Below are 24,235 nucleotides of genomic sequence, written 5' to 3'. Positions count from 1 at the left end.
CTGCGGCCCCTGCAGTTATACGCCCCCGCCCCCTCAGGCCCCCGCCCGTAGCCGCGGAAGCGCGGAAAAGCCGGCCGCCCGTTCCAGCGTCCGCCCCACGGCGAACACCGTCTCCTCATCGAAGGCGCGCCCGATCACCTGCAGCCCGAGCGGCAGGCCCTGCCCATCCAGACCCGCCGGCACCGAGATCCCTGGCAGGCCCGCCAGGTTCGCCGTCACGGTGAAGATGTCGTTCAGATACATCGCCACCGGGTCGTCCTGCTTCTCATCCATGCCGAAGGCAGCAGAGGGTGTCGCCGGAGTCAGAATGGCGTCCACATTGCCAAAAGCCTGCTCGAAATCGCGGCGGATCAGGGCGCGCACCTTCTGGGCCTTGAGATAGTAGGCGTCGTAATAGCCCGCGCTCAGCACATAGGTGCCGATCATGATGCGCCGCCGCACCTCGGCCCCGAAACCGGCCGCCCGCGTGCGCTCATACAGGTCGCGCAGGTCGGAACCCGGCACGGTTTCCCGCATGCCGAAGCGCACGCCGTCATAGCGGGCGAGGTTGGAGGAAGCCTCCGCCGGCGCCACGATATAGTAGGTGGGCAGCGCATACTTCGCATGCGGCAGGCTGACCTCGACGGTCTCCGCCCCCGCATCGCGCAGCCAGGCCAGGCCCTGCTCCCACAGCGCCACGATCTCGGGCGCCATGCCGTCCAGCCGGTATTCCTTGGGCACGCCGATCCGCAGGCCCTTCACGCCGCGCTCGCAGGCGCGGGCGAAGTCGGGCACCGGCATGTCCGCGCTGGTGGAATCCTTCGGGTCGAAGCCGGCCATGGACTTCAGCAGGATGGCGCAGTCTTCCACCGTGCGCGCCATCGGCCCCGCCTGGTCGAGCGAGGAGGCGAAGGCCACGATGCCGAAGCGGGAGCAGCGCCCATAGGTCGGCTTGATCCCCGCGATGCCACAGAAGGCCGCCGGCTGGCGGATGGAGCCGCCGGTATCGGTGGCCGTCGCCCCCAGCGCCAGCCGCGCCGCGACGACAGCCGCGGAGCCGCCGGAGGACCCGCCGGGGACCAGCCGCGTGTCGGGGTCGTTGGCGCGCGACCACGGATTCTCCACCGGCCCGCTGGCGCTGGTGGTGTTGGACGATCCCATGGCGAATTCGTCGAGATTCGCCTTCCCCAAAAACACCGCCCCGTCATCCAGCAGGTTCTGCGACACCGTGCTCTCATAGGGCGGCACGAAGCTGTCGAGGATGCGGCTGCCGGCCGTGGTGCGCGTGCCCGCGGTGCAGAACAGGTCCTTGATGGCGAGCGGAATGCCCTCCAGCGCGCCCGCCTCGCCCCGGCGGCGGCGTTCGTCGCTGGCCTTGGCCGCCGCCAGCGCCTTCTCCGCCGTCACGGTGATATAGGCATTCAGCCGCGGGTTGAGCTTCGCGATGCCATCCAGATGCGCCTGGGTCAGCTCGACGCTGCTGATCGTGCCTTCGGACAGCGCGTCCAGCGCGCCGCGCAGGGTGAAATCCGTGGGATGCATCACTCGACCACCTTCGGCACGCCGAAATACTCGCCCTGGCGATCCGGGGCATTGGCCAGGATGGCATCGGCCTGGCCGCCATCCGTCACCACATCCGGCCGCAGCCGCGCGCGCGCCTGGGCCACCGGGCTGCCGCCGGCCATCGGCTCCACGCCCTCCGTCTCCACCTCCTGCAATTGCTCGATCCAGCCCAGGATGCCGTTGATCTCGGCCTGCGCCTGCTGCACCTCGGGCTCGTCCAGCCGGATGCGGGCGAGCGAGGCGATGCGCCGGATGGTGGCGGTATCGAGGGACATGTTTCGCAAGAAATCCTTGATCGGCCTGGATCTGCCCAGGGGAGCTTTGCCAGCGGCGGGCCCGCGGAACATAACGGCGCCCATGCCCGCCATCAACATGCGCGACCTGCGCGCCGCCCTGCCCCGCCATGCGCGCCTGATCGGCCTCGACCCCGGCGCGCGGATCATCGGCGTCGCGCTCTCCGATGTCTCGCTGATGCTGGCCTCCCCCTATGGCGCCATCCCGCGCGGCAAGCTGGCGGCCAATGCGGCGGAGATCGGGGCCATCGCGCGGAAGGAGGGGGCCGGCGGGCTGGTGGCGGGGCTGCCGCTATCCATGGATGGCAGTTTCGGGCCGGCGGCGCAGGCGGCGAAGGACTGGGCGCTGGCCGTCTCGCAGGCCACCGGCCTGCCGCTGGCGCTCTGGGACGAACGCCTGTCCTCGGCCGCGGTGAACCGCATGATGATCACGGCCGACCTGTCGCGCGCCAAGCGGGCCAAGGCCGTCGATGCCGCGGCGGCCGCCTATATGCTCCAGGCCGCTCTGGATGCCAGCGCCGGCCCGGCGTAGGGTCCGCGCCATGCTCCCCTATCCCCACCGCCACCTGCTCGCCATCGAGGGCCTCGAGCCCCCCTATATCGCCGATCTGCTGGATCTGGCGGAGAACTACGCGCTGCTGAACCGCCAGGGCAAAACCCAGCGCGACCTGCTCAAGGGCAGGACATTGATAAACCTGTTCTTCGAGGACAGCACCCGCACCCGCACCAGCTTCGAGCTGGCCGGCAAGCGGCTGGGCGCCGACATCGTCAATATGACGGTCTCCACCAGCTCCGTGAACAAGGGCGAGACGCTGCTGGACACCGCCTCCACCCTGAACGCCATGCACACGGACCTGCTGGTGGTGCGCCATGCGCAATCCGGCGCGCCGGCGCTGCTGGCCCAGAAGGTGGATGCAGCGGTGATCAATGCCGGTGACGGCACGCATGAGCATCCCACCCAGGCGCTGCTGGATGCCCTGACCATCCGCCGCCGCAAGGGCAGCCTGGAGGGGCTGACGGTCGCCATCTGTGGCGACGTGCTGCATTCCCGCGTGGCCCGGTCGAACATCCACCTGCTTCTGGCGATGAACTGCCGCGTCCGCATCGTCGGCCCGCCCACCCTGATCCCGGCCGAGGCCGCGGCGCTGGGGGTGGAGGTGCATCACAGCATGAAGACCGGCTTGGCCGATGCCGATGTGGTCATGATGCTGCGGCTGCAGAAGGAACGCATGTCCGGCGGCCAGGTGCCGAGCGCGCGCGAGTTCTTCCGCTTCTACGGGCTGGATGCGGAGAAGCTGGCCTATGCCAAGCCGGACGCCATCGTCATGCATCCCGGCCCGATGAACCGCGGCGTCGAGATCGACAGCGCCATCGCGGATGATCCCCTGCGCAGCGTGATCGGTGAGCAGGTGGAGATGGGCGTCGCGGTGCGCATGGCGGTGCTGGACGTGCTGGCGCGGAACCAGCGACGGAATACCTGACCGCCAGAATAGCCCTACGGCACCCGCAGCGCCGTCGCATAGGCCGCCGGCGTCTCGATCAGCGCGCGGGCCGCCACCCGGTCATCCTCCCGCCCCTCCGCCGGCGGGCAGGCATTGCGCAGCGCCGTCGTCTCGCTGGCCAGCACCGGCGCCCGCGCGGCGCGCTGGCGGGCCAGCATGCGGCCCATCGGCGCCTGGCCCTGGCGCAGTTGCGCCAGGCCCTGGGCCAGCACCTCCGGCCCGAGGCTGGTGCAGAGCGCCGGCAGCACGCCCAGGCCCTGGATCGGCCAGCCGGACAGCGCCACGATGCGCGACCAGGTCACCAGCAGCTCCGCCCCGTTCGGCAGCGGCGCCACCAGCTGGATCAGCCCCTTGCCCATGGTGGCACTGCCCACCACCACGGCCCGGCCGCGCTCCGAAAGGGCGGTCGCCACGATCTCGGCGGAGGAGGCGGTGCGGCCATCCACCAGCACCACCACCGGCCGCCCCTCCGCCAGGTCCTGCCCGGCGGCCATGTAGCGGCGATTGGCCTCCGGGTGCCGGCCCTCCGTCCGCATCACCTCGCCATCCGTCAGGAAGGCATCGGCCACTGCGACGGCCTGGCTCAGCAGCCCGCCGCGATTGCCGCGCAGGTCCAGCACCACGCCACGCGGCACGCCTTCAGCGAAGCCGTCGCGCAGCACCTGGGTCAGGCGCCGGTCGGTGACGGCGGAGAAGCCGGAGAGCCGCACGAACAGGATGTCGTTGCCGCGCTCCGCGGTCACCGTCTCCGCCACCACCAGCTCGCGCACCAGCGTCACCACCCGGCGGCGCCCGGCGCGCAGCAGGGTCAGCGTCACCTCGCTGCCCTCCGGTCCCTCCAGCAGGGTCGCGGCCAGGCCCGGGTCGCGCGGGCCGAGGCGCCGGCCATCCACCGCTTCCAGCCGGTCCCCGGCGCGGATGCCGGCATGGGCGGCGGGGCCGTCCCGCGTCACCGCATCGATCACCAGCGCATTGCGCTGCGCCGCCACCCGCAGGCCGAGGCCTGACTGGCCGACGCGGCGCTGCCGCGCCTCCCGCGCGTCCGCCGCGGGCACGTAGCGGCTATAGGGGTCGAGGTGGTTGAACAGCTCCTCGAAGCCCGAGGCCAGCAGGCGCTCCGCCCCCGCCTCCCGCAGCTGGGGGGAGGCGCGCCAGGCGGCGGAGTAGAACTGACCGAGCGCCGCGGCGACCGCGCCACCCAGCGCATCCGGCTGCCCGGGCCCGACGAGCGGCGCCAGCGGCATGCCGGCCAGAACCCGGTCCTCGCCCAGCAGCAGGATCCGGTCCTGGCGGATTTCCGCGTTGAAGCGGGTGTCCAGCACGCTGAGGCCGCGCAGCGACCACAGCACCAAATTGGCCGGGCTCGTCGCCTCCAGGTGCCGATCCAGGATCAGCGCATGACTTGGCGCCAGGACCGATTCCAGCGCCGCGCTGGGCAGGCTGGCGGGGATCGCCATCTGGTCCTGCGCCAGCGCGCCGGCGGCCGGCGCACCGGCCAGGGCCAGCAGCAGGATCAGCGCCGCCGCGCGGCCTTGCCGGAGGAGGGCCCCGATCGTCCGCCACGCCGCGGCGCGCCGCGCGGGTCGCCCTGCATCAGCGCGAAGACCATCCCGCCCGTGCGCGGGGTGGCCTCCGACAGCCTCACCTCGACCGTCTGGCCCAGCGAGAAGGTCAGCCTCGTATTGCGACCGGACATTGCATGCCCGGCCTCGTCCAACTGCCATCTGTCGTCCGGCAAGGACGCGAGCGGAACAATCCCGCTGGCGCCGTTCTCCTGCACGGTGACGAAGAGGCCGAAGCGTGTCACCCCGGAAATCCGCGCTTCGAAAACTTCTCCGACACGTGTTGCCATGAAAGCAGCAAGGTAGCGGTCGATGGCGTCCCGTTCCGCCATGGCGGCGCGCCGTTCGGTCTGGGTGATGTGCTCCGCCGTGTCCGGGAAGCGCGCGGCCTCCGCCGGCGCCAGCCCATTCTTCCCCAGCGCGAGGCCGGCGATCAGCGCGCGATGCACCAGCAGGTCGGCATAGCGGCGAATCGGGCTGGTGAAGTGCGCATAGCGCGCCAGCGCCAGGCCGAAATGGCCGATATTGTCCGGACTGTATTCGGCCTGGGACTGGCCGCGCAGCACCGCCTCGTTCACCAGCCGCTCCTCCGGCCGGTCCTTCACCGCGGCCAGGATGCCGCCGAAATCGCGGGGGTGGATGCGGTCCCGCGCCGGCAGCTTCAGGCCGAGGGATTCCAGGAACTGGCGCAGCCCCTCCAGCTTGGCATCAGAGGGCCGGTCGTGGATCCGGTACATGCAGGGCTGGCTCAGCCGCTCCAGCTCCTCCGCCGCGCAGACATTGGCGGCGACCATGAATTCCTCGATCAGCCGGTGCGAATCGAGTCGGGCACGGGGGATCACCGCGGTGACCTGCCCGGCCGCGTCCAGCAGCACCCGGCGTTCCGGCACATCCAGCTCCAGCGTGCCGCGCCGGGCGCGGTCGGCCAGCAGCGATTCGAAGGCGCCATAGAGATGGCCGAGCAGCTCGGCGGGCACGCCTTCCGGCACCGTGCCCTCCTCCTTCGCCGCCTGCACCTGCTCATAGGTGAGCCGGGCGGCGGAGCGCATGATGCCGCGCCCGAAGCGGTGCGAGAGTTTCCGGCCCGCGCGGTCGAAGCGCATCTCGACGAAGAGGCAGCCGCGGGGCTCCTGCGGGCGCAGGCTGCACCAGCCGTTGGACAGCGCCTCGGGCAGCATCGGCACGACACGGTCGGGGAAGTACACGGAATTGCCGCGCGCCCAGGCCTCCCGGTCCAGCGGGCTGTCGGGGGTCACGTAATGGGCGACATCGGCGATGGCGACCAGGCAGCGCCAGCCCTCCGGCACCGGCTCCGCCCAGACGGCATCGTCGAAATCGCGCGCATCCTCGCCATCGATGGTGACCAGCGGGATGTCGCGCAGATCCTCCCGCCCCCGCTTGGTCACGCCCTTCGCCGCCTCCGCCTGCTCCACCGCCTCGGCGGGGAAGACGTCCGGGATGCCATGGGCATGGATGCAGATCAGGGAGACGGAGCGCGCCTCCCCCATCCGTCCCAGCACCTCGACGATGCGGGCCGGGCGCGGGCCCAGGCTGTGATGCGTCGGCATCGGCTCGGCCAGGACGATGTCGCCGGGCTTCGCGCCATTCACCTCCGCCACCCGCCAATCGGCGCGCTGGCGGCGATCCGTCGGGATGATGCGGCCTTCCTCGAAGACGCCGAGGATGCGGGCCGGCGTCTCCCGCGCGATGCGCTTGAAGGTGCGGCCCTCATACTTGTTGCCGCCGATGAATTTCAGCCGCGCCAGCACCCGCTCGCCCGGGGCGAGGGCCGCCTGGCCGCGCGCCTCGCGCTGCATGAAGATGACGGGCGGCGGCCCGCGGTCGCGGTCCCAGCTGAGGGGCCGCGCGATCGGGTCGCCATCGGGGTCGGTGCCCACCACCTCCACCGGCGCCATCTCGGGCAGGCGTTCCGGCGCGGCGATTCCCTTGCGACCCACCGGGGTCGCCTGGCCGCTGTCCTTCAACACGCGCAGCAGCTCGCGCAGCGCCGGGCGCTGGTCGGAGGAGAGGCCGAAATGCCGCGCGATCTCCGTCTTGCCGACGCGCCCCGGCGCCGCGCGCAGGAAATCGCGCAGCTGCGCCAGCGTGGGCAGGGCGGCAGGCGCGGCTTCCGGAATGCCGGTGCGGCGGCGGGGCGCCTTGCCGCCGCCGGCGCCCTTCGGCTTGCGGGCGGCGTGGCCCTTCACGGGAGGACCGCGCCGGACCATCTCAGCTCGCCTTTCGCGCGGCGGGCTTCTTCGCGGGCGCCGCCTTGGCGGGCGCCTTCTTCGCGGCAGCCGTCTTGGCCGGGGCCTTCTTGGCGGCCGGCTTGGCCGCGGCCTTCTTCACCGGCGCCTTCTTCGGAGCCGCCGCCTCGCCATCCGGCCTGGCCGCGGCCTTCCTGGGCGCGGGGGCCTTCTTCGCGCCCTTCTTGCCCTTCAGCGGCGGCAGTTCCTTGCCCTTCTCCGCCAGCAGCTTCACCGCCTCCTCCAGCGTCACCGTGTCGAAATCCATCGACTTGGGCATGGAGGCGACGCGGCTGCCATGCATGACGAAGGGCCCGAAGCGCCCGCGCCGCACATCGACATTGCCGCCGGAGGGATGATCCCCCAGCGCCCGGCCGCGCGGCTTCACATCGGCCAGCAGCGCCATGGCGCGGTTCAGGCCGATGACCAGCACATCGTCGTCCGGGTCCAGCGACTTGAAGAGCTGGCCCATCTTCACATAGGGGCCGAAGCGCCCGATCGCGGCGGTGATCTCCTCCGCCGTCTCCGGATGCACGCCGACGATGCGCGGCAGCGACAGCAAGGCGAGCGCGCGTTCCAGGGTCAGGCTGTCCGGGTCCATGCCGCGGGCCAGGCTGGCCCGGCGCGGCTTCACCTTCTTGCCCTTCTCATCCAGCGTCTCCTCGCCGAGCTGGACATAGAGGCCATAGGGGCCGCGGCGCAGGCTGATGTTCTTCCCGGTGGCCGGGTCGACGCCCAGCTCGCGCTGGCCCTCGTTGAAGCCGGCCGCGCCCTCGGCCTCCGACCCCGGCGCCACCAGCGGCCGGGTGTAGCGGCATTCGGGATAATTGGAGCAGCCGATGAAGGCGCCCGTCCGCCCCAGCCGCAGGCCGAGCCTGCCGCCCGAACAGGCCGGGCAGCCGCGGGGGTCCGTGCCATCGGCACGGGCGGGGAAGAAATGCGGCCCGAGATCCTCGTCCAGCGCATCGATCACATCGCTGATCGTCAGCTCGCTGGTGGCCGAGATGGCCTTCGAGAACTCGTCCCAGAAGGCGCGCATCACTGCGCGCCAATCGGCGCGGCCGCCCGAGATATCGTCGAGCTTCTCCTCCAGCCCCGCGGTGAAGCCGGTATCCACATAGCGTTCGAAGAAGGAGACCAGGAAGGCCGTCACCAGCCGCCCGCGGTCCTCCGGCACGAAGCGCCGTTTGTCCAGTTTCACATAGTCCCGGTCCTGCAGCACCTGCAGGATCGAGGCGTAGGTGGAGGGCCGGCCGATCCCCAGCTCCTCCAGCCGTTTCACCAATGTCGCCTCGGAGAACCGTGGCGGCGGCTGCGTGAAATGCTGGCTGGCGGTCACCGGGCCCGACCTGGCCGCGTCCCCTTCCCGCATCGGCGGCAAGGTGCGGCTGTCGTCGTCGGGCTCGGGCCCGGCGGTGGCGATGCCGGCGCGGGCATCGGCGGCGCGGTCGTCCTCATCCTCGCGGTAGAGTCGCAAAAAGCCGTCGAAGGCGATGACGGAGCCGGTGGCGCGCAGCTTGGTGCGGCCGGAGGGCTCCACCAGCTCCACCGCCGTCTGGTCGATCTCGGCGGATTGCATCTGGCTGGCGACCGCGCGCTTCCAGATCAGCTCATAGAGCTTGCGCTGCCGGTCATCGAGGAAGCGGGCCACCTGCTCCGGGGTGCGGGAGACATCGGTCGGCCGGATCGCCTCATGCGCCTCCTGCGCATTCTTGGCCTTGGAGGAATATTCGCGCGGCGCGCCCGGCACATAGTCGGGGCCGAATTCGCCCTTCACATGGTCGCGGATGGCGGCGATGGCCTCGCGCGACATCTGCACGCCGTCGGTCCGCATATAGGTGATGAGGCCGACGCTCTCGCCGCCGATATCGGTGCCTTCATAGAGCTGCTGCGCCACCCGCATCGCCGCCTGCGCGCCCATGCCCAGCTTTCGCGATGCTTCCATCTGGAGCGTCGAGGTGGTGAAGGGCGGCGGCGGATTTCTCCGGGTCCGGCGCTTCTCCACCGAAGCCACGCTGAACTTGCCCGCCTCGACCGCCGCCTTGGCGGCCATCGCGGTCGCCTCGTCCGGCAGGTCGAACTGCTCGAGTTTCTTCCCCTGGTGATGCGTCAGCCGAGCGGAAAAGGGCGCGCCGGAGGGCGTCGCGAAGCGCGCCTCCACCGTCCAATACTCCCGCGCGCGAAAAGCCTCGATCTCGGCCTCGCGCTCGCAGATCAGCCGCAGCGCGACGGACTGCACCCGGCCGGCGGAGCGGCTGCCCGGCAGCTTGCGCCAGAGCACGGGCGAGAGGTTGAAGCCCACCAGATAGTCCAGCGCGCGGCGCGCCAGATAGGCGTCGATCAGCGGCACATCCAGGTCGCGCGGATGGGCAACCGCATATTGCACGGCGCGCTTGGTGATCTCGTTGAAGGTGATGCGATGCACCTCCACGCCCTTCAGCACGCCGCGGCGGGCCAGCATGTCCTTCACATGCCAGGAGATCGCCTCCCCCTCCCGATCCGGGTCGGTGGCGAGGAACAGGCGGCGGGCGCCCTTCAGGGACTTGGCGATGGCGGCGATCTGCCGGTCGCCCCGCTCATCCGCCTCCCAGTCCATGGCGAAATCCTCGTCCGGCCGGACGCTGCCATCCTTGGCCGGCAGGTCGCGGACATGGCCGAAGGAGGCGAGGACGGTGAAGTCGCCGCCGAGATACTTGTTGATGGTCTTGGCCTTCGCGGGGCTCTCGACCACGACGACATCGGGCATGTTTGTCTGTTCGCCTTCGCGCGCTTGTCCCGCCCCAATTGCTCGGACGGTCAGGTGACTGACCGCACGACCCGGTTGCCGGGCAGGCATTCCACCAGCCCGGACAACTCCAGGTCGAGCAGGATCGCCTGGACGGATGGCGCAGATAGCTGGCAGCGGCGGACCAGATCGTCAACGGCGACGGGGACCGTGCCAATCATTTCAAGGATTTGCGCCTGCGATTCGGGGCGCGCCGGGGCTGAAACCGGTGCCGGGGAATGGTTAACCGGGCTGGGCGCCATGGAAAACAGCGGCAGGTCCAGCGGCTGGGCGGGCAGATTGGCCAGCACATCCTCCGCCGTTTCGGTCAGATGCGCGCCCTGGCGGATCAGGTCGTTGGACCCCCTGGCGCGCGGGTCCATCGGGCTGCCGGGCACGGCGAAAAGCTCCCGCCCCGCCTCCAGCGCCAGGCGGGCGGTGATCAGGCTGCCGGAGCGGGGTGCCGCCTCCACCACCACCAGGCCCAGCACCAGCCCGGCGACGATGCGGTTGCGGCGGGGGAAGTGGCGCGCCATGGGGGCGGTGCCGAGCGGCGCCTCGCTGACCACGACGCCACCTTCCGCCGCGATGCGCGCCTGCAGCCCTGCATTCTCGGGCGGATAGGGCTGGTCCAGCCCGCCGGCGACCACCGCGATGGTGCGCCCCTGCGCCCCCAGCGCGCCCGTATGCGCCGCCGCATCGATGCCGCGCGCGAGGCCGGAGGTCACCACCACGCCGCCCATGCAGAGCCCCGCCGACAGTTCCTCCGCCAGCCGCCGCCCGGCGGCGGAGGCGGAGCGCGCGCCCACCACGCCCACCTGCCGCCGCTTCAGCACGAGCGGATCGCCCAGCAGGGCGAGGACCGGCGGCGCATCCTCCAGCAGGGCCAGCAGCGGCGGATAGGCGGGGTCATCCAGGAACAGGAAGCTGCCGCCGAGCCGCGCCACGGCCATCATCTCGCGCTCGACCTCCGCCAGTGGCGGCGGGGCGAAGGCGCGGCCGCTGCGGGCGGCATGGGCAGGCAGCGCGTCGAGGGCCGCGGCGGCGGTGCCATGGCGGGCGAGAAGACGACGAAAGGTGGCGGGGCCGATGCCTTCGGTGCGGGACAGGCGCAGCCGCGCCAGGGCCTCCGCGCTCGTCACCCTAGGCCTTCTTGCCGATCCGCGGCTCGGTGCCGGCCAGCAGGCGACGGATATTGGCGTGGTGGCGGATGGCGATCAGCAGCGCGACGCCCAGGCAGAAGCCGGCCAGCCGCCAATCACCGGAAAGCGCCGCGACCACGGGTGCCAGGGCGCAGACGGTCAGCGCGCTGAGGGAGGAAATGCGCGTCAGCACCGCCATGGCGAGCCAGACGCCCAGCAGCAGCAGCCCGAGGCCCGGCTGCGCCGCCAGCAGCACACCCGCCCCGGTCGCCACGCCCTTGCCGCCCCGGAAACCGAGCCAGACCGGGAAGGTATGCCCGAGCAGCGCGCAGAAGCCGGCGACCAGCGCCGCATCCTCGCCCCAGATCATGCGGGCCAGCAGCAGCGCCACCGCGCCCTTGGCCGCATCCAGCAGCAGCGTGGCGGCGGCGAGCTTCTTGTTGCCGGTGCGCAGCACATTGGTGGCGCCGATGCTGCCCGATCCGATGGCCCGCACATCGCCCAGCCCCGCCGCCTTGGTCAGCAGCAGCCCATAGGGCACGGAGCCGAGCAGATAGCCGAGTGCCGCGGCGAGGATCAGGCCGGTGCTCACCCGAAGACCCTCCGCCCGGCCTTCCAGGTGCCCAGCACACGGCCCTCCAGCGCCCGCCCGTCGAAGGGCGTGTTCTGCGCCTTGCCCGGCAGTTTTCCCGAGACCACCTGCCAGCCACGCTCCAGGCTGAACAGCATGAGGTCCGCCGGCGCGCCCTTGGCGAGGCGCCCGGCCTCGATCCCCAGAAGCTTCGCCGGCCGCGCCGTCATCAGGCCCAGCGCATCGAGCAGCGAGAGCTTGCCGCCATGCACCTGCGCCAGCGTCACCGCCAGCAGCGTGGCCAGCCCCGCCCCGCCCGGCTCCGCCTGGGCGAAGGGCAGGCGCTTGTCGTCGGCATCATGCGGCTGGTGGTCGGAGGCGATGGCATCGATGGTGCCATCCGCGAGTGCCGCGACCACCGCCAGCCGGTCCGCCTCCTCCCGCAAGGGCGGGGAGAGTTTCGCGTAGGTGCGGTACTCGCCGATCGCCGTCTCGTTCAGGTCGAAATAGGGGGGCGCGGTGTCGCAGGTGACCTGCAGCCCCTCCGCCTTGGCGCGACGGATCGCCGCCAGCGCCGCGCCGGTGCTGACATGGGCGAAATGCACATGGCCGCCGGAGAGCCGGGCCAGCGCGATGTCGCGCTCCACCATCATGGATTCGGCGGCCGCCGGGATGCCGGGCAGGCCCATGCGGGTGGCGCGCTCCCCCTCCGTCGCCGCGCCGCCCGTGGCCAGCGAGGGCTCCTCCGGATGCTGCACCACGAAACTGCCGAAGGCGCGGGCATAGGACAGCGCCAGGCGCATCAGCCGCGCCGGGCCGATGGCGCGCCGCCCATCGGTGAAGGCCACCGCGCCCGCTTCCCGCAGCAGGCCGAATTCGGAGATATCCTTGCCCGCACAGCCGCGCGTGGCCGCGCCGTAGGGCAGGATGGTCAGGCTGGCGCTGGCCTGGCGAGCCAGGAAGGCGACCAGCGCCGGGTCGTCGATGGCGGGCGTGGTATCCGGCAGGGCACAGAGGGTGGTGATGCCCCCCGCCGCCGCGGCCTGGGCGGCGGAGGCGATGGTTTCGCGATGCTCGGCGCCGGGCTCACCGAGGGCGGCGCGCAGGTCCACCAGGCCGGGGGCCAGGCAGGCGCCCTCCGCATCCACCACCGTCGCCCCCTCCGGCACGCCGAGGTTGCTGCCATGGTCCAGGATCCGCCCCTCCCGCACCAGAAGCGATCCGGGCGCATCGAGTCCCGAGGCGGGGTCGAGCAGGCGGGCATGGAGGAGGAGGAGATCGGACATCGCCACCCTTATAATCGCCGCCGCGAGTCCCGCCAGCGGGCGCTGCCGCATCCGGTGGCGGACCGGGCTACGGCTGCAGCCGTCCTGGGCAGCCAGCGCCAGGCCGCGCCCATCCTTGCGGCGGGACCCGGATGCCTTCGCGGGCGGCCGCGCCTAGGATGCGACCCTCGCTCCGGGACCCCCTGCCATGCATCGCCGCACCCTGCTCGCCCTTCCCGCCACCCTGATGGCCAGCCCGGCCCTGGCCCAGGCCGACTGGCCGAACCGCCCGGTGCGCATCGTGGTGCCCTTCGCGCCCGGCGGCAGCACGGATGTCTCCACCCGGCTACTGGCGCCGCGCATCCAGCAGATCCTCGGCCAGCCGGTGGTGATCGAGAACCGGGGTGGGGCGGGCGGCACCATCGGCTCCGATTCGGTGGCCAAGGCGGCGAAGGACGGCAGCGTCTTCCTGATGGGCACCATCTCCACCCATGTGCTGGCCGTGGGCCTCTATGGCGACCGCCTGCCTTATGATCCGGAGCGGGATTTCGTCGCCGTCGCGCCCACCGTCATGGTGCCGATCTGCATCACCATCCACCCCGCCCTGGGCGTGACGGACCTCGCCGGCCTCATCGCCCTGCTGAAGGCCAATCCCGGCAAGTATGCCTATGGCACCGGCGGCGCCGGCGGGTCCGCGCATATCGGCGCGGTGGCCTTCCTGAACGCGATCGGGGCGGAGGCAACCCATGTGCCCTATCGCGGCAGCGCGCCGATGCTGGCGGATATGCTGGCCGGCCAGGTGAATATCTGCTTCGACACCCCGGCCCTGATCGCCCCCCATCACGCCGCCGGCAAGCTGCGCTGCCTGGCCGTGGCGACCGAGGCGCGGTCGCCCCTGATGCCCGATGTGCCGACCGCCGCGGAGGCCGGGCTGCCCGGCTACAAGGCCTATTCCTGGTTCGGCCTCTTCGCCCCCGCCGGCACGCCGGAGCCGATCGTCAGCCGGATGAACGCCGCGGTGCGGGCGGCGCTGCTGGAGCCGGCGACCTCGGCCCGGCTGGTGGAGCAGGACCTGCCGCCGATCGCGGAGGGCAGCCCCGCCGAATTCGCGGCCTTCCTGCGGCGGGAGCTGGCCGAATGGGTGCCGGTGGTGCGGGCCAGCGGCGCGACCGCCAATTGAAACACTTGACCTGAGCCCCCGCCGGGCTAGAACCCCCACCTGTGCCGGGTGGGCCGCAAGGTCCGCCCGCAAACCGTTTCCTGTGCTGGAACCTGTCCGATGGCCAAGGCCAATACCATCCTGATCAAGCTCATCAGCACGGCCGAGCCGTCGACGGGCTATTTCTACGTGACCAAGAAGAACACCCGGAACGCCACCGGCAAGCTCGAGATGAAGAAGTACGACCCGGTCGCCCGGAAGCACGTGCTCTTCCGCGAGTCCAAGATCAAGTAATTCGGCCGGGGGCCCCGCCCCCGTCCCGCTGATCGGCCCCACTGGTCGACAACGGCCGCGCCCGACCCCTGGTCAGGCGCGGCTTTTCTGCGTGTCGTGATGCCTTATCGCGTGGTGCGCGCGGCGGGCTTGCCCTGGTCCGCGCTGGGTGGCCAATCGGCCTTCTCGGCGGCCAGCACCAGGTTGCGGCCGCTGTTCTTGCCCCGGTAGAGCGCCGCATCGGCCGCGCTCACCACGTCATCCGCCTGCGCGCCGATGCCGCCGGCGGCCACGCCGATGCTGACGGTGATGCTGAGCTGGCTGCCCTCCGCCAGGATCGGCACGGTGGCGATGGCCGCGCGCAGGCGCTCGGCCACCAGCATGCCATCCTCCGTGGCGGCGCCGGACATCACCACCAGGAACTCCTCCCCGCCATAGCGGGCCACCACATCCGCCGCACGCAGATGGCCGCGGACGCGTTCCGCCACCTCGCGCAGCACCACGTCACCGGCGGCATGGCCATGGGTGTCGTTCACCAGCTTGAAGCGGTCCACATCCATCAGCAGCACGCAGGCGCCGGAATTGCGCAGCACGCCCTCCAGATGGCGGCGGACATAGCGGCGGTTGCGCAGCCCGGTCAGCGGGTCCGTCACCGCCATCTCCAGGCTGCGGTCGAGGTCGGCGCGCAGTCGTTCCTGGTAGCGCTTGCGGCGGATCTGGTTGCGCACGCGGGCGCGCAGCTCGTTCGGATCGACCGGGCGGATCACATGGTCGTTGGCGCCGAGGTCGAAGCCGCGCAGCACCAGGCCCTTCTGGCCGGGGTCGGCCACCAGCAGCACCGGCACGTCCCGCGTGCTGCCATGGGCGCGCAGGCGCGATGCCAGCCGCAGCGCATCGCCGCCATCCAGCGACAGGCTCAGCAGCACCACGTCATGCAGCCCGTCCTGCAGGATATCCCAGGACTCGGCCGGGTCGGTGCAATGCGCCACCTCGATGCCATCGGCGCCGAGCACCGCGGCCAGGGCATCGGCCTCCGCCGCATCCTCGTTCACGATCAGGGCGCGCGCGCCGGCGACGCTGGGGGAGGGCCCGGGCGGCGGCTCGAAGCCCAGGTCGCGCGCCGTCTCCGCCCGCAGGCGCCAGGCATCCAGCACCTGCTTCATCCGCAGCAGGGCGCGCAGCCGGGCAAAGAGGGTGGCATCGTCGACGGGCTTGGAGAGGAAGTCGTCCGCCCCCGCCTCCAGCCCCCGCACCCGTTCCGCCGGGTCGGTCAGCGCCGTGATCATCACCACGGGAATATGCGCGGTGCCCGGCTGCGCCTTCAGCCGGCGACAGACCTCGTAGCCATCCATGCCGGGCATCATGACGTCCAGCAGAACGACATCCGGCATCCAGCGTTGCACCGTGGTCAGCGCCTCGGGCCCCGAGGCGGCGATCGCCACCTCGTAATACTCGTTCAGCAGCTTGATCTCGAGCAGCCGGAGATTCGCGGCGATGTCATCGACGACGAGAATGCGCGCGGTCATCGGCGGGGCGGTTCCCGTCCAGGCCGTTCGGAATCCGGAACGCGCGGCGGGGCCGCGGCGATCTGGTGACGCGGCGACATTCCGGCTACACGCTGCGCTGCTGGCCTGATGCACATGGTCACAAATCTGTCAAGGAGAAATCAGTGTCCGACATCACACGCGGCGACAATGCGCTGCCGAAGGCGGCCCATCGCGATGTCGCCAATGCCGGCCTCTTCTTCAAGCGCTGGATGGCGAATCCCCTGCAGATGGGCTCCATCATCCCCTCCTCCGCCACCCTGTGCCGGCGAATCGCGGCACTGGTGAAGCGCGCGGAGGATGAGGTGGTGGTGGAGCTTGGCGCCGGCACCGGCGTGATCTCCCGCGCCCTGCTCGCCGCCGGCGTGCCGGCGGAGAAGCTGGTGGTGGTCGAGATCGTGCGCGACATGGCGGACCACCTGCGCTCCGCCCTGCCCGGCGTGAACGTCATCCAGGGCGATGCCTTCGAGCTTCCGAAGGCGCTGCCGGCGGCGATGCATGGCAAGGTGGGCACGGCGATCTGCGGGATTCCCCTGGTCCTGCTGCCGCGGGCGGACCAGCAGCGATTCGTCGATGCGGTGGAAGCGGTGGCCCCCGGAAAGGGCTTTCTCCTGTACACCTACTGCATCACCTCGCCGCTTCCCTACCGCCAGCTTGGCCTGAGCGCGAAGCGGGAGGCCTGGACCCCCCTGAACTTCCCGCCGGCCAGCGTCTGGCATTACCAGCCTGCCCGGTCATAGCGCGCGCCGCAACGTCCCGCCATGCGGCGCGCAGGGCTGCGCGCCGCGTGACCACCTGGTTCAGCCGCTGCGCAGCGCGACTTCCGTGCCATCCGGCCGGGTGATGCGCGCAACCAGGCGCGGGTGCGGGCTGCGGCGCACCTTCAGCGCCTCCTCCAGCCCGCGCTGGCGCAGCGCCTCGCGCAACTGCTCGGCATCCGGATGCTCGGCCTCCAGCGCCAGCAGCTTGCATCCGGACTTCTTCAGCCGCGGCGCGGCGCCCTTGCCATCATCCCACTGGATCAGCGGCGGGATCAGGTTGCCCATGTCCTGGCGCTGCGGCGGGAAGGCCATGCGCCAGGTGAGCTCGCCGCGCGACATGGCCCGCACCTCCCCCGCCTGGCTGGCGCCGAGGCGGGTGACGACGGCATCCAGCACCGGCGTGCGCGCCACCCAGGCCAGCAGATGCGGCCCGGCCTCCAGCATCAGCTTCACCGCCGGATCATCGAGGTCGAAGGGCCGCGGATGCGGCGGGGTGTCCTGCGCCGGGTCGGGGGCGATCACCTCCAGATACTGCTGCGGGCCCAGGCTCAGCAGCATGTTGTGGGTGCCGACGCCCGGATGGCTGCCGCCCTTGCCGGGGCGGATGCCCAGCTGCGCCTCGATGTAATCGGCGCCTTCCTCGAGCGTGCGGGCGCCCACCACGATGTGGTCGATTTCGGCCATGGTCTGTCCTGTCCTGTCGTTCGACGCGGGCGCTCAGCGGGCCTGGAACTGCGTATTGCCGAACAGCACCTCGCGTTCCTTCTCCGTCATGCCGCCGACACGCTGGTTCTGCGCCAGCACGGCCACGCCGCGCTGCACCGCCGGCCGTTGCGCGATTGCATCGTGCCAGCGCTTCAGGTTCGGGAAGTCGGCCAGGTCGATGGCGCGGCGCTCCGGATTGCGGATCCAGGGGAAGGTTGCGATGTCGGCGATCGAATAGTCATCCCCCGCCAGATAGGCCGCTTCCCCGAGCCGCTTGTCCAGCACGCGATGCAGGCGCCCGACCTCCTTCGCATAGCGGTCGCGGGCATAGGGGATGACTTCCGGCGCATAGCTGTGGAAATGGCCGTATTGGCCGAACATCGGCCCGACGCCGCCCATCTGGAACATCAGCCATTGCAGGCAGGTGTAGCGGCCGGCGGGGTCCGAGGGGATCAGGGCGCCGGCCTTCTCCGCCAGATAGACCAGGATGGCGCCCGATTCGAACAGTGCGAGTCGCTGCCCGCCCGGCCCGTGCGGATCCACGATGGCCGGGATCCGGTGGTTCGGCGTGATGGCCAGGAAATCCGGCCGGAACTGCTCGCCGGCGCCGATATTCACCGGCACCACGGTATAGGGCAGGCCCAGCTCCTCCAGCGCGATATGCACCTTGTGGCCATTCGGCGTGGGCCAGGTGAAGACCTCGATCGTCATGCGGCGCTCCCGGCATTCGTTGCGCCGCAGGTTGGGCCGGCCGCGGCGCCCTTGCAAGGCGCCGCGGCCAAGCCTGACCCATTGGCAGGTCAGCAGAAATGCGCGCCGCGCGTCTCCACCGGCACCATGTAGAGCGACTGGCTGGCGCACATGAACAGCCGGTTCCGCCTGGTGCCGCCGAAGCAGAGATTGGCGCAGATCTCGGGCAGGCGGATCTGGCCGATGCGGGCGCCGTCGGGGGCGAAGATGTGCACCCCGTCATAGCCCTCCCCCACCCAGCCCATGGCGGCCCAGACATTGCCGGATTCGTCGCAGCGGATGCCGTCCACCATGCCGGTGCGGCCATCCAGCGTCATCTCCGCGAAGCGGCGCGGATTGCGCAGGCGGGGGCCGTCCACCTCATAGGCCCAGATCTGGCTGGCGGCATCGGGGTAGTGGCTGCGGCCGGTGTCGGCGACATAGAGCGTGCGGTAGTCCGGCGAGAAGCACAGGCCGTTCGGCTTGAAGACATCATCCGCCACCTTCGCCACCTGGCCGGATTGCGCGTCGATCCGGTAGATCGCCTCCTTGATGAAGGGGCGGGGCGAGCGGGCGGATTCGGGCACGCGGTTGCCCTCATAATCCATCAGCCCGCCATAGCCGGGATCGGTGAACCACAGCGCGCCATCCTCGGGGTGCACCACACCGTCATTCGGCGCGTTGAAGGCGCCGTCCGGGCCGCGATCGGCCAGCACGGTGACGCGGCCGTCGCGCTCGTAGCGCGCGACGTCGCGATGGAAGTGGCGGAAGGCGATCTGGCGGCCCTCGCGGTCAAAAGTGTTGCCGTTGGAATAGCCGGAGGGGCTGCGGAAGCGGCGGTGGGTGGTGAGGTCCTCCTCCACCAGCCGCAGGCATTCGTCGTTCGGGATATCCGACCAGATCAGGAAGCGGCCCGTGGCGTGCCAGGCGGGACCCTCGGCCCAGCCCATGCCGGTGTGCAGCCGGGTGATGGCGGAGTTGCCGAGCTTGGCCGTGAAGCGGCGCGGGTCGCTGGCGATGATATCGGGGTCGGGGTAGCGCTGCGGGCCGGCATTGGGGCCATAGCTGCGCTGCGCGAGCGCCGGCGTCGCGGCCAGCGCGGCCGCCGCGCCGAGCAAAGCGCGGCGCGACGGGTCGGGGAGAGGCTTCATGCTGTTTCCTCCATTGGCCCTTCCGGGCCCATGAAGGATGCCATGCGGTCGCGCCCCGCATCATCCCGAAGGCGTGATGACTTCGGCGGTCAGGCGTTCCCGCCGAGGTAGTCCATCGCCACCTGCACGCCGCCCGCCTGGTGCGGCACGCCGGCGGCGCGCAGCCCCATCTCCACGCCACCCAGCGCGCCGACCAGCTGCAGCGGGCTGATGTCGCCCAGATGGCCGATGCGGAAGACGCGGTCGTTCAACTGGCCGAGCCCGTTGCCGAGCGACATGTTGAATTTTTCAAGGATCGTCGCGCGCAGGGCATTGGCGCTGTGGCCCTCGGGCAGGCGCACGGCGGTCAGGACGCTGGAGAAATGGCGCGGGTCCTGGCACTGCACCTCCAGCCCCCAATGCCGAACGGCACGGCGCGTCGCCTCCGCCATGCGGTCGTGCCGCGCGAAGACGTTGTCGAGGCCTTCCTCCAGCAGCATGTCGCAAGCGGTGTCGAAGGCGTAGAGCATGTTGGTCGCCGGCGTATAGGGGAAGTAGCCGGTGGCGTTGGAGGCCAGCATCGGCTTCCAGTCCCAGAAGCTGCGCGTCAGCCTGGCGGACTTGCTCGCCTCGATCGCCTTGGCGCTGATCGCGTTGAAGGACAGGCCCGGCGGCAGCATCAGCCCCTTCTGGCTGCCGGAGACGGTGACATCGACGCCCCATTCGTCGTGGCGATAATCCATCGAGCCGAGGCCGGAGATCGTGTCCACCAGCAGCAGCGCCGGGTGCTTCGCGGCGTCGATCGCGGCGCGGACTTCCGCGATGCGGGAGGTGGCGCCGGTGCTGGTCTCGTTGTGCACGACGCAGACGGCCTTGATGGCGTGCGACTTGTCGTCGCGCAGCTTGTGCTCGATCGCCTCGACGTCGGCGCCGCGGCGCCAGTCGGTCTTGACGAAGTCGGCGACGATGCCGAGGCGCTCCGCCATCTCGTTCCACAGATGCGCGAACCAGCCGGTCTCGCACATCACCACGCGGTCACCGGGCGAGAGGGTGTTGACCAGCGCGGCTTCCCAGGCGCCGGTGCCGGAGGCGGGGTAGATGATGACATGCGACTTCGTCTTGAAGATCGCCTTGGCCTTCTCCAGCACCTGCGCGCCGAGCTTGCCGAAATCCGGGCCGCGATGGTCCATGGTCGGGTGGTCCATGGCGCGCAGGATGCGGTCCGGCACGTTGGAGGGCCCCGGAATCTGCAGGAAATGGCGGCCGGAATTCGGCTTGGACTGGAAATAGGCCATGGCGGCGGGGCTCCCTCGGTTGGGTTCATCTAACGCCCGGCAATGCCATCCGCCAATGAGTAACCCTTGTGGAATTGATAAGCGTTATAGATCGGACAGACGCCACGGCCCGCGCTAAACAGCCGGCGATGGGAGACGCCGCATGAATGCCAGCATCGGAATCGCGGACAGCCGCCTCGCGCAGCGCCTGAAGCGGGAGACGGAGGGGGAGGTGCTGTTCTCCGCTGCCGACCGCGGCCGCTATGCCACAGATGCGTCGATCTACCAGATGATGCCGATCGGCGTGCTGGTGCCGCGCAGCGCCGCGGATGTCGCGGCCGCCATGGCGATCTGCCGGGAGGAAGGCGTGCCCGTGCTGCCGCGTGGCGGCGGCACCAGCCAATGCGGCCAGACGGTGAACCGCGCTTTGGTGCTGGACTGCACGCCGCATCTGCGCCGCGTGCTGAAGGTGGAGGGCGACACCGCGACGGTGGAGCCGGGCATCACCCTGGGCGCGCTGAACGAGGCGCTGAAGAGCTCGGGCAAATTCTATCCCGTTGATCCCTCCACCTGGCAGCGCTGCACCATCGGCGGCATGGCGGGCAACAATTCCTGCGGCAGCAAATCCATCCGCTACGGGCTGATGGCTGACAATGTCCGCGCCATCGACGCGATCCTCGCCGATGGCAGCCGCTTCCGCTTCGGAGACATCCCCGAGAACCTGGGCCCCGACGTGCCCGGCAGCGTCGCCGACCTGGTCGCAAAGCTGCGCGCCATCGGGGCGCGGGAGGCGGAGGAGGTGGCGGCGCGGTTCCCCGACCAGCTGCGCCGCGTCGGCGGCTACAACCTGGATGCGCTGACGCCCGCCGGCCGCGCCGCCGGCCGCGGCAGCCTGGCGAGGCTGCTGGTGGGCAGCGAGGGCACGCTGGCCTTCTCCTCCTCGCTCGACCTGAAGCTATGGCCGATCAAGCCGCGCAAGGTTTTGGGGATTTGCCAGTTCCCGTCCTTCCGCCAGGCGATGGCGGCGTCGCAGCACCTGGTGACGCTGGACCCGGAAGCGGTCGAGCTGGTCGATCGCACCATGATCGACCTCGGCCGCTCGATCCCGATCTACCGCGACACCATCGACCAGATCCTCATCGGCGAGCCGGACAGCCTGCTGATCGTCGAATTCCACGGGCATGACGATGCGACCCTGCTGCAGGGCCTCGACCGCCTGGAGGAAATGATGGGCGACCTCGGCCTGCCCGGCCAGGTGGTGCGCATCACCGATGCCGGATTCCAGGCGCGCGTGGCGGAAGTGCGCGAGGCCGGGCTGAACATCATGATGAGCATGAAGGGCGACGGGAAGCCCGTCTCCTTCATCGAGGATTGCGCCGTCCCGCTGGCCGACCTCGCCGACTACACCGAGCGCCTGAACGACGTTTTTTCCGAGTTCGGCACCAAGGGCACCTGGTACGCGCATGCCTCGGTGGGCTGCCTGCATGTCCGGCCCGTGCTGAACATGAAGTCCGGCGAAGACGTCACGAAGATGCGGGCGATTGCCGAAAAGTGCTTCGCGCTGGTGCGCGAATACAAGGGCTCGCATTCCGGCGAGCATGGCGACGGCATCGTCCGTTCCGAATTCCACGAGCCGATGTTCGGCGCCCGCATCGTCAAAGCCTTCGAGGCGGTGAAGGAGGCCTTCGACCCGGGCACGCCAGACCTGCCGCACGGCCTGCTGAACCCGAACCGCGTGGTGCATCCGCCGCGCATGGATGACCGGACACTGTTCCGCTACGGGCCGGACTATGCGGCCGACCCGGCGGTGACGTCGGCGCTCGACTGGTCCGCCTGGCCAGGTCCGCAAGGTGGCCTGCTGGGCGCCGTCGAGATGTGCAACAACAACGGCACCTGCCGGAAATTCGACGCCGGCTCCATGTGCCCCTCCTACCGCGCCACGCGCCAGGAACAGCATCTGACGCGGGGCCGCGCGAATACGCTGCGGCTGGCGCTGACCGGGCAGCTCGGCCCCGAGGGCCTGGCCTCCGACGACGTGGCGGAAGCCATGTCCCTCTGCGTCGGCTGCAAGGCCTGCAAGCGCGAATGCCCGACCGGCGTCGACATGGCCAAGATGAAGATCGAGGCCGCCCATGCCCGCGGCCGCCGGCACGGCATCGCGCTCCGCGACCGGCTGATCGCCAGCATGCCGCACTGGGCGCCCTACGCCGCCATCGCGCCCATCCTGTTCAACGCGCGCGACCTGATCCCCGGCCTGGCGAAGCTGTCCGAGCGCCTCACCGGCCTCGCTGCCGGCCGCACCCTGCCCCGCTTCCGCGCCGATGCCTTCCACGATGCCGAGCTGCGCGCGCCGGACGGCCGCGCCAACGAGGTCATCCTGCTGCCCGACCTCTTCAACCGCTACTTCGAGCCCGAGAATCTGCGGGCCGCCATCCGCGTGCTGCGCGCCGCCGGCGCCGATCCTGCCGTGGCGCGTCCGGCGCGCGGGTCCCGCCCCCTCGATGACGGCCGCACCTACCTCGCCGCCGGCATGGTCCCGCAGGCCCGCGCCGAGGCGCAGCGCACCCTCACCGCGCTCTCGGCCTGGGACAGCCCCGTGCTCGGCCTGGAGCCCTCCTGCCTGCTCACCCTGCGCGACGAATTTCTGTCGCTTCTGCCCGGCGAGCCCGCCCAGAAGCTGGCAGGCCGCGCCATGCTCGTCTCCGAATGGCTGGCCAAGACCAAGGCGCCGCTGAAGCTGAAATCCATCGGCGCGGAGGCGCATATCCACGGCCACTGCCACCAGAAGGCGGTCGGCGACTTCCCCGCGGCCGTCGCCACCCTCACCCGCATACCCGGCCTGAAGGTGACCCCCATCACCTCCTCCTGCTGCGGCATGGCCGGCGCCTTCGGCTACGACGCGGAAAAGCTGCCGACCTCCATCGCAATGGCCGAGCTCTCGCTGCTGCCGCATATCCGGCGCACCGCGCCCAGCGCGCTGATCGTCGCCGACGGCACCTCCTGCCGCCACCAGATCAGCGACCTCGCCAAGCGCCCGGCCTTGCACTCCATCCGGCTTCTCGACATGTCCCTGGCATGACCCAACCCCAAAGCATCCTCGCCTTCTGGTTCTCCGAAGGCCCCGACACCTTCCGCAAGGCCTGGTTCCTCAAGGACGAGACCTTCGACGCCAGCATCCGGACCGCCTTCGGCGACCTCCTGGTCCCCGCCCGCACCGGCGCCCTCGACACCTGGGCCGAAACGCCCGACGGCGCCCTCGCCCTGCTACTGGTGCTCGACCAATTCCCCCGCAACCTGCATCGCGGCAGCCCAGAGGCCTTCGCCAGCGATGAACACGGCCGCGCCATCGCCCGCCAAGCCGTCCTCACCCGCCGCTTCGACCTGGCCGTGACACCAACACAGCGAAGCTTCTTCTACCTGCCCTTCGAACACAGCGAAGCCCCGGCCGACCAGGACCTGGCCGTCGCCCTCTTCGAAGGCCTGCGGGACTTCCCCGCCATGGCCGCCCCCGACAGCGTCATCGACTACGCCTGGCGCCACCGAACCGTCATCCAACGCTTCGGCCGCTTCCCCCACCGCAACACCCCCCTCGGCCGCCCCAGCACACCGGCAGAACTCGCCTGGCTCGCCGCCGGGGGCGGGTTCTGAAGCGAGGGGCGCGGCGCGCGTGACTGCAGGGGGACGCTGTCCCCCTGCACCCCCTGCCAAGGGGCAGTGGCCCCTTGGAACCCTTGAATCATGAGCAGGAGTGGAGAGGGGGCCGGAGCCACCGC

General features: G+C 70.8%; 20 protein-coding genes. 7 read left to right on the top strand and 13 right to left on the bottom strand.

All coding sequences use genetic code 11. The features are described from left to right. Positions 1-33: 33 nt before the first annotated feature. Both gatA and gatC read right to left on the bottom strand, forming a co-directional pair. Entirely contained in the window at positions 34-1,521 is a 1,488-nt protein-coding gene (gene gatA, locus ACTIF1_RS21805) for an Asp-tRNA(Asn)/Glu-tRNA(Gln) amidotransferase subunit GatA (RefSeq protein WP_439598558.1), read from the bottom strand. After that, entirely contained in the window at positions 1,521-1,817 is a 297-nt protein-coding gene (gene gatC, locus ACTIF1_RS21800; RefSeq protein WP_439598557.1) for an Asp-tRNA(Asn)/Glu-tRNA(Gln) amidotransferase subunit GatC, read from the bottom strand. The genes gatA and gatC overlap by 1 nt, the downstream gene beginning before the upstream one ends. 82 nt (positions 1,818-1,899) lie before the next feature. On the opposite strand from gatC, the gene ruvX reads away from it, so the two are divergent. Beyond that, positions 1,900-2,367 carry a Holliday junction resolvase RuvX gene (gene ruvX, locus ACTIF1_RS21795; protein WP_439598556.1) on the top strand — a complete coding sequence of 156 codons (468 nt, stop codon included), beginning with the start codon at positions 1,900-1,902 and terminating at the stop codon, positions 2,365-2,367. A gap of 10 nt (positions 2,368-2,377) precedes the next feature. Further along, positions 2,378-3,316 (top strand): aspartate carbamoyltransferase catalytic subunit, encoded by a 939-nt coding sequence (locus ACTIF1_RS21790; protein ID WP_439598555.1) that lies wholly within the window; start codon positions 2,378-2,380, stop codon positions 3,314-3,316. Positions 3,317-3,330: 14 nt separating this feature from the next. On the opposite strand, the gene ACTIF1_RS21785 is transcribed toward ACTIF1_RS21790, so the two are convergent. The 6 genes from ACTIF1_RS21785 to ACTIF1_RS21760 are packed head-to-tail and all read right to left on the bottom strand — an operon-like array spanning position 3,331 to position 12,908. Beyond that, positions 3,331-4,794, bottom strand: coding sequence for a S41 family peptidase (locus ACTIF1_RS21785; RefSeq protein ID WP_439598554.1), 1,464 nt, complete (start codon positions 4,792-4,794; stop codon positions 3,331-3,333). Between the two features lie 56 nt (positions 4,795-4,850). Next, positions 4,851-7,106 carry a ribonuclease R gene (gene rnr, locus ACTIF1_RS21780; protein WP_439598553.1) on the bottom strand — a complete coding sequence of 752 codons (2,256 nt, stop codon included), beginning with the start codon at positions 7,104-7,106 and terminating at the stop codon, positions 4,851-4,853. Positions 7,107-7,128: 22 nt separating this feature from the next. After that, entirely contained in the window at positions 7,129-9,891 is a 2,763-nt protein-coding gene (gene topA, locus ACTIF1_RS21775; protein ID WP_439598552.1) for a type I DNA topoisomerase, read from the bottom strand. A 50-nt stretch (positions 9,892-9,941) separates the two neighbouring features. Further along, positions 9,942-11,051: a DNA-processing protein DprA gene (gene dprA, locus ACTIF1_RS21770; RefSeq protein WP_439598551.1), complete on the bottom strand. Its 1,110-nt coding sequence runs from the start codon at positions 11,049-11,051 to the stop codon at positions 9,942-9,944. Position 11,052: 1 nt separating this feature from the next. Next, complete coding sequence (gene plsY / locus ACTIF1_RS21765) at positions 11,053-11,643, bottom strand: glycerol-3-phosphate 1-O-acyltransferase PlsY (protein WP_439598550.1); 591 nt, start codon at positions 11,641-11,643, stop codon at positions 11,053-11,055. Beyond that, the gene (locus ACTIF1_RS21760; RefSeq protein WP_439598549.1) at positions 11,640-12,908 is read right to left on the bottom strand and encodes a dihydroorotase; all 1,269 of its coding nucleotides are present in this window, start codon (positions 12,906-12,908) and stop codon (positions 11,640-11,642) included. The genes plsY and ACTIF1_RS21760 overlap by 4 nt, the downstream gene beginning before the upstream one ends. 187 nt (positions 12,909-13,095) lie before the next feature. On the opposite strand from ACTIF1_RS21760, the gene ACTIF1_RS21755 reads away from it, so the two are divergent. Next, positions 13,096-14,067: a Bug family tripartite tricarboxylate transporter substrate binding protein gene (locus ACTIF1_RS21755; RefSeq protein WP_439598548.1), complete on the top strand. Its 972-nt coding sequence runs from the start codon at positions 13,096-13,098 to the stop codon at positions 14,065-14,067. Positions 14,068-14,166: 99 nt separating this feature from the next. After that, complete coding sequence (gene rpmG, locus ACTIF1_RS21750) at positions 14,167-14,340, top strand: 50S ribosomal protein L33 (protein WP_216836822.1); 174 nt, start codon at positions 14,167-14,169, stop codon at positions 14,338-14,340. 104 nt (positions 14,341-14,444) lie between these two features. Here the strand turns inward: rpmG and ACTIF1_RS21745 are convergent, their stop codons facing one another. After that, positions 14,445-15,845 (bottom strand): PleD family two-component system response regulator, encoded by a 1,401-nt coding sequence (locus ACTIF1_RS21745; protein ID WP_439598547.1) that lies wholly within the window; start codon positions 15,843-15,845, stop codon positions 14,445-14,447. Positions 15,846-15,988: 143 nt separating this feature from the next. Between ACTIF1_RS21745 and ACTIF1_RS21740 the strand changes: the two genes are divergently transcribed. Further along, positions 15,989-16,603, top strand: a complete 615-nt coding sequence (locus ACTIF1_RS21740; RefSeq protein ID WP_439598546.1) for a class I SAM-dependent methyltransferase — start codon at positions 15,989-15,991, stop codon at positions 16,601-16,603. Between the two features lie 60 nt (positions 16,604-16,663). On the opposite strand, the gene ACTIF1_RS21735 is transcribed toward ACTIF1_RS21740, so the two are convergent. From ACTIF1_RS21735 to ACTIF1_RS21720, 4 genes are all read right to left on the bottom strand, one after another. Beyond that, positions 16,664-17,308: a VOC family protein gene (locus ACTIF1_RS21735; protein WP_439598545.1), complete on the bottom strand. Its 645-nt coding sequence runs from the start codon at positions 17,306-17,308 to the stop codon at positions 16,664-16,666. 33 nt (positions 17,309-17,341) lie between these two features. After that, a complete protein-coding gene (locus ACTIF1_RS21730; RefSeq protein ID WP_439598544.1) occupies positions 17,342-18,040 on the bottom strand; it encodes a glutathione S-transferase N-terminal domain-containing protein in 699 nt (232 codons plus the stop codon). An 89-nt stretch (positions 18,041-18,129) separates the two neighbouring features. Next, positions 18,130-19,209, bottom strand: coding sequence for an SMP-30/gluconolactonase/LRE family protein (locus tag ACTIF1_RS21725; protein WP_439598543.1), 1,080 nt, complete (start codon positions 19,207-19,209; stop codon positions 18,130-18,132). Positions 19,210-19,298: 89 nt separating this feature from the next. Beyond that, positions 19,299-20,483 carry a pyridoxal-phosphate-dependent aminotransferase family protein gene (locus ACTIF1_RS21720; protein WP_439598542.1) on the bottom strand — a complete coding sequence of 395 codons (1,185 nt, stop codon included), beginning with the start codon at positions 20,481-20,483 and terminating at the stop codon, positions 19,299-19,301. Positions 20,484-20,625: 142 nt separating this feature from the next. On the opposite strand from ACTIF1_RS21720, the gene ACTIF1_RS21715 reads away from it, so the two are divergent. Both ACTIF1_RS21715 and ACTIF1_RS21710 read left to right on the top strand, forming a co-directional pair. Further along, entirely contained in the window at positions 20,626-23,541 is a 2,916-nt protein-coding gene (locus ACTIF1_RS21715) for an FAD-binding and (Fe-S)-binding domain-containing protein (RefSeq protein WP_439598541.1), read from the top strand. Beyond that, on the top strand, positions 23,538-24,110 hold the full coding sequence (locus ACTIF1_RS21710; RefSeq protein WP_439598540.1) for a DUF924 family protein: 573 nt from the start codon (positions 23,538-23,540) through the stop codon (positions 24,108-24,110). Before ACTIF1_RS21715 ends, ACTIF1_RS21710 begins: the two co-directional genes overlap by 4 nt. The last annotated feature ends 125 nt before the right edge of the window (positions 24,111-24,235 follow it).

The sequence above is a fragment of the Falsiroseomonas sp. genome (assembly GCF_051860665.1).
In the GTDB taxonomy this organism is placed as follows: domain Bacteria; phylum Pseudomonadota; class Alphaproteobacteria; order Acetobacterales; family Acetobacteraceae; genus Falsiroseomonas.
This window is presented reverse-complemented; position numbering and strand designations above follow the sequence as displayed.